The sequence below is a fragment of the Candidatus Thorarchaeota archaeon genome (genome assembly GCA_013388835.1).
Lineage (GTDB): Archaea > Asgardarchaeota > Thorarchaeia > Thorarchaeales > Thorarchaeaceae > JACAEL01.
This window is the reverse complement of record JACAEL010000100.1, coordinates 1-1,525: the sequence shown is the minus strand read 5'-3', so window position 1 is coordinate 1,525 and position 1,525 is coordinate 1. Positions and strand designations below refer to the sequence as shown.

Sequence of the window (1,525 nt, the reverse complement as noted above, 5' to 3'; positions counted from 1 at the left end):
TTACCAATTGCTGCGGTTGACAATGCGTCGCGGGTCATCAAGTACGTCGTCACTCTCGGCCAGAGATATCAGTCCTACTCGCTGGTGGACATGAGGGTGCAGGACATCAACGTGGTGGCCAATCCCCAAAGAAGAGATCCGAATGTGTCCACTCCACCTGACAACAGCTATATTCCTCCTGACGAGGATCATGACGACAGGCCTGACAAGCCCTACACCAATTCAGGGACGCATGCGACCTCGGACCCTGCCGCAGAGAGCTTCTATGCTCTGATCTTGTCTCAGGTGTTCGACCATGTCTGGACATTCTGGACAGGGTTCTGGCCGGTCCTGCACATAGTCACAGAGTGGTACTCGTCACAGTTGCAGGAAACAATGAGAATCCAGATAGGTATCGACATACTATGCAGCATATCTCTCGAAGTCATCCAGCTATTCACCCCAATGGGCGACGGGTCGCTTCCCGACCTCATTGACGGTATCTTTTCGGCGTCCTTCGATCAGTGGAGGGGACTGATCTTTTCGATGGCGATTACGGCGCTAACTGTGTTCGAGGTATTTGCGAGAAGCTTAGGACCCCCACACCCGGCAACCATCTTGGCGGGAGTCGCTGCGGTAGGGTTGGTACTCTACTACTTCTACCTGACTGTTATGATGGTCTGGTCAAGTGTGACACAGGGTCTCATGACTCATGGGCAGGCCGCTGCGGCGTATGTAGGTTTTATATACAACATACTCACCTTCATCTTGCCGGGTGTCAAGGTATCTGGTTACTTTGCAGAAAAGGCGTACGATTGGGCTATGAAGCGATTGCAGAGAGAGCTCACTGAGGAACAGCAGAAAGCCGCAGCAGAAGCATCAAAGAGGATGCTGTTAGCAAAGGTGTTCTTGTTCATATGTCTGGCTCTCTTCGTATGCGGCTTTATACTCCATCTAGGACAATCAGTGTGAGGTGTTACTGCAGTTGATGCAGAATGAAGGGGTATTCTTGACCGTTTCCATACTCGCGTTCATAACAGGTTTCATCATGATGTACGGGGATTGGTATGCTACGAATAGAATCGTGAAGCAGTGCAGGCAGGCCAAGGCAAGCCTGAAAGCGAAGAGCTTGTTCTTACGTCATCCGATGCTCATCGCTGCATGTTTGTCGGCAGTACCCTTCGTCGGTGTATTCGTTTCTTGGAATGGACTGATAGGAATCCAAGAGTGGCTGAGCCCCGGCTCGTCGTCAGGCAGTGAAGTATGGAGTTACTTTCTTGCCGTTGCAGTATTCGTGGGATTTGTACTTCGGGATTTGAGAGGCTGCTTGCGCCTGAAGACAGTTTCAGATTCATGATGCCACACACCACGTAATCTGCGTGCAGTCAGATAACACGAGATGCGACTCCAATTCGCCTGATGGTGCCACTTGAGTACATCCGCCACAACGTGTGTCTACGGCAGTCAAGGAAGCATTCAAGGTCACCGTTTGGAGCAAGCTAGTGTTAGTCGTCCTCGCTGTCGTCTGGTTCTTATACTACCGTCA

At 51.1% G+C, this 1,525-nt stretch carries 2 protein-coding genes; both read left to right on the top strand.

From position 1 onward, the window contains the following. The coding region (locus HXY34_14060; protein ID NWF97258.1) for a hypothetical protein at positions 1-951 on the top strand (951 nt) is incomplete at its 5' end. A 13-nt stretch (positions 952-964) separates the two neighbouring features. Continuing rightward, positions 965-1,336, top strand: a complete 372-nt coding sequence (locus HXY34_14055) for a hypothetical protein (GenBank protein NWF97257.1) — start codon at positions 965-967, stop codon at positions 1,334-1,336. The last annotated feature ends 189 nt before the right edge of the window (positions 1,337-1,525 follow it).